The organism is Candidatus Stygibacter australis, assembly GCA_030765845.1.
GTDB lineage: Bacteria > Cloacimonadota > Cloacimonadia > Cloacimonadales > TCS61 > Stygibacter > Stygibacter australis.
The window spans coordinates 1-4065 of sequence record JAVCDJ010000102.1; the positions used below are offsets into that span (position 1 = coordinate 1).

The window sequence follows — 4065 nt, forward strand, 5'->3', positions numbered from 1 at the left end:
CGGCTCCCCATTCCGCTTCCGGCGGTAAACCTTGTCGCCATATCTGCCATGTATCTGACAGGTATTTTCAATAAAATAATCTGCATTTCCATTTGTATTGCTTTTCATAGTTCCAATACTCGTCACATATCACTATCCTGTCAAACTATTTATGGTTTATTTATCATACTGTCATACAATATCATACAATGTCATAATTTGTCATAATTTGTCATATTTTATCCGGCATATTCATTTCTCTAAACCCATAAAAGCTATTGAGTTAAGATGATGTACTCATCAGATTTATTAAAGACTGTGCAAAATCCCTATTATCTTGATTTATAAGCAGTTACCCTCTCATTAACAACAGATGAAAATCTGATGAACAGCCCGGCAGCTATTTTCACTATTCACCATCCCTCAGCCGATGCGTTGCTCCGGCTCGATAAGCCATTCGCAAGGTAAATTTTCAACCCTCCAGGCACTATTCAGGCAGCCTTCTGGCGACCTTTAGGAGACCTGTAGGGGATGTAAACCTGATCAACATAACACAATAATGTCATGCCGTTCAACTTTACATCCCTTAAGGGTCTCTCGGGGGTCGCCAATAGATTGCCTGCAGGTTGCCTGCAGATGGTTATGGAATACATCGAGAATGTCGATGTGTCGAACCGGAAGGTGAGAAAGGGATGGTATCGGAGAATTTAATTTTAATGATCTTGGTGGAAGTTTCATGCGGCTGGTGCCGCACACAGTGACATTTTCACTGTACTCCGAAAGTGGTTGATGGTTTTCTGGAACTGGTTTATGCAAGATCGGTGATCAATGAAGACATCCGAGTTTGCGTATCCTTCCTCTTCCCTATTTCTAACGTTTGGCTTTGGTTACCATCATTCTGATGGCTGCGGCTATTCCTTCATTAAGCTGATCCGGGGTATAGCGCCAGCGCCAGTTATTTCCTATGGTGCCGGGGGTATTGAATCGGGCTCTATTATCAAGTCCCAGATAATCCTGCAGGGGTGCTATGGCGATCACGGCCACGGAATCCAGGGCAGCTTCGATCAATTTCCAGCCTACTTCCCAATCAGTGAAATTAAGATAGGAAAGATAACTGCGGACATGAGCTTTCACATGCTCCGGCAGATTTTGATACCAGCCTACTGTGGTTTCATTATCATGCGTACCGGTATAGACGACGCAGTTTTGGGTAAAATTATGCGGCAAATAAGGATTATCTTCTTCATTACCAAAGGCAAATTGCAATATCTTCATGCCAGGGAACTTGAAATCATCCCTTAGCTTTTCTACTGCAGGGGAAATTGCTCCCAGATCTTCTGCTATAATGGGCAATTCACCCAATTGCTTTTCTACTGCGGCAAATAACTTGTGTCCTGGTCCCGGCTGCCATATTCCTGTGGCAGCAGTGGGGTGTCCATAAGGGACTGACCAGTAATGCTCAAAGCCCAGGAAGTGATCAATTCTGATAATATCCACAAAACGGTAAAGGGAACGGAATCTATTAACCCACCAGCTAAAATCCGTTTTCTGGTGTGCTTCCCAGTTATAAAGGGGATTACCCCATAACTGCCCGGTGAGTGTGAATTCATCAGGTGGGCATCCGGCTACCGCAATAGGCTGCATATTGTCATCAAGCTGGAAATATTCAGGATTTGACCAGACGTCAGCAGAATCCAGCGAGGGATAAATGGGAATATCACCAATTATCCTGATACCAATATCTGTGGCATATTTTTTCAGGTTCGCCCACTGCTGGGTGAATATATATTGCAGGAACTGATGATATAACACCTCATCAGCAAGTTCTGCCTTGATGTCTTTAATCGCCTGAGGCTTTCTGAGCTTTAATTTATCATCCCACTCATACCAGGGCTTTCCCTGATATTTATTCTTGATAGCCATAAAGAGGGCATAATCATCCAGCCAGTAAGCTTCACCTAAAATAAACTGCTCAAACTTAGGGGGAATCTCATTTTTGAATTGAGCAAAGGCTAACTTGAATATCTTATCTTTATAAGCATATACTGCGGGGAAATCAACGTAATTATCATCAAATAGAGGTGCGTCAGCCAGATCAGCACTTTTTATATAGCGGCTGGAAACCAGCATATCTGGATCAATAAAATAGGGATTACCGGCAAAGGAAGAATACATGGCATAAGGAGAATCACCATAGCCTGTAGGTCCAATGGGACAAATTTGCCAGATCTTTTGTCCGGCTTTATTCAGAAAATCTATAAATTCATAAGCCTGCTTACCAATACTGCCAATTCCATACCTATTGGGCAGGGAAGTGATATGCAATAAGATGCCGCAGCTGCGGGGAATATTATTAGACATAATGCCTCCTGATATCTGGTATCAAATTTCTACAGCCCTATATTCTGTAAATAAAAATATAACTTTTTATTGACTGTATTTTAGTTTTTTAGGATGGATTCTCTGAGGTGAAAATGAAGAATAAACTTAGAATGATCAAGGATATTCTGGCTAAAGAAACTCAGCCCTGTAATTTGCTGGTAGGATTTGATGGCTTTATAGATGAGATCATCCATGTGGTTGTCATGCGCAATTGTGAAACGGAATACACACGAATGGCAAAGATATCTGATCTGGCAGATAAGATAGCTGCTGCTGCAGGCTTAAGCACTAATATAGAGCTTGTGCCGCAATTAATAAAGATAGGCGGAAATGGCGTGATCATGGCAAATGCCCTGGCAATCAGCAATATGGACGTGCATTATATCGGCTCTTTGGGAGCACCGGAAGTGCATCCAGTGTTTGATGATTTTGTGCGGAATTGCCAAAGCGTAACTTCGCTCTGCGATCCCGGGCACACTGACGCCCTGGAATTCACCGACGGCAAACTGATGCTGGGCAAAAGCACTACGCTCAAGGAAATCAACTGGGAGAATCTGGTTAATACCCTAAGCATTGACCGCGTAACTCAGCTTGTAAATGAAGCAGAGCTTATTGCCATTACGAACTGGACTATGCTTTCGCGTATGAATACTATTATTACCGGTTTGATAGAATTAATCACAAATAACGAACATGATCCTTTAGTATTTATAGACCTGGCTGATCCTGCTAAAAGGGAAAAGAAAGATATTATTGAGGTATTGCATTTGATATCTGCTCTGGCAGAGCATTCACAAACGATATTAGGCATGAATGAAAAGGAATCTATTATGATAGCGCACTGCCTGGATATAGAAGAGCCTGACAACGTGAAAAGAACTGTTATATTAAGAAAGCTGCTCAATCTATATAGTGTGGTGATACATCCCGTGAAAGGTGCTGCTGCTGCAATGGCAGATATTTCCGGTTGGGTGGATGGTCCTTATACTCCTGATCCCAAACTTACAACAGGAGCGGGTGATAATTTCAATGCGGGTTTCTGCCTGGGGCTGATGCTGAATATGGATTTGATCGATGCTCTATATACTGGAGTTTATACCTCCGGTTATTATGTCCGCAATGCTCATTCTCCATCCAGAGAGCAATTAATAGACTGGCTGGGAGAATTAACGGAATAAACTACGGGGAAACCGTAATTAATATATCTCCATATTCTATAACTTCGTCAGCATCATTGAGAAGCTCGATCTCAATCTCTTCATCACCTGTCCAATCTGAAGTTGTCGTAATATTGATCATCAGCCCATCAGGTATAACTTCCAGATTCTCTGCTCCAAAAACCCTGACATTCTTAATGAACTTAGTAGTATTACAATAATATCCAACGTCAAGCTGGCGTACTTCATAAGGATGCATTTCGAGTTGTTCTGGCGGGAAAAAGAAAGTTACTCCGGCTCTAATACCATTGATGGGCAGTAAATCCGGTGGATAGCCAATATCTTTATTAGGTTTGGTATAGGTAGTAAAATTCACGTCATAAACTGAATCTGCACTTGCATCCCAGATCTTGAAATATACCGGCTCATGATCATCCAGTCCCTGAATGTTCATAGTCATATATGCTTTGCCTTCGCTGAGCTTGACGGGCTGTTTTCCGCGGCACTCTTGATTGACAAACCCATAGACGATATCCCCCTGTTCAGC

General features: G+C 42.2%; 3 protein-coding genes. 1 reads left to right on the forward strand and 2 read right to left on the reverse strand.

Going from position 1 to position 4065, the window contains the following annotated elements; genetic code table 11:
* Positions 1-849 precede the first annotated feature (849 nt).
* Positions 850-2340, reverse strand: coding sequence for a 4-alpha-glucanotransferase (malQ, locus tag RAO94_05440; protein MDP8321772.1), 1491 nt, complete (start codon positions 2338-2340; stop codon positions 850-852).
* A 113-nt stretch (positions 2341-2453) separates the two neighbouring features.
* Here malQ and RAO94_05445 point away from each other — a divergent pair, with 113 nt between their 5' ends.
* Complete coding sequence (locus RAO94_05445) at positions 2454-3539, forward strand: PfkB family carbohydrate kinase (protein ID MDP8321773.1); 1086 nt, start codon at positions 2454-2456, stop codon at positions 3537-3539.
* Position 3540: 1 nt separating this feature from the next.
* Here RAO94_05445 and RAO94_05450 read toward each other — a convergent pair.
* On the reverse strand, positions 3541-4065 hold a 525-nt coding region (locus RAO94_05450), incomplete at its 5' end, for a hypothetical protein (GenBank protein MDP8321774.1).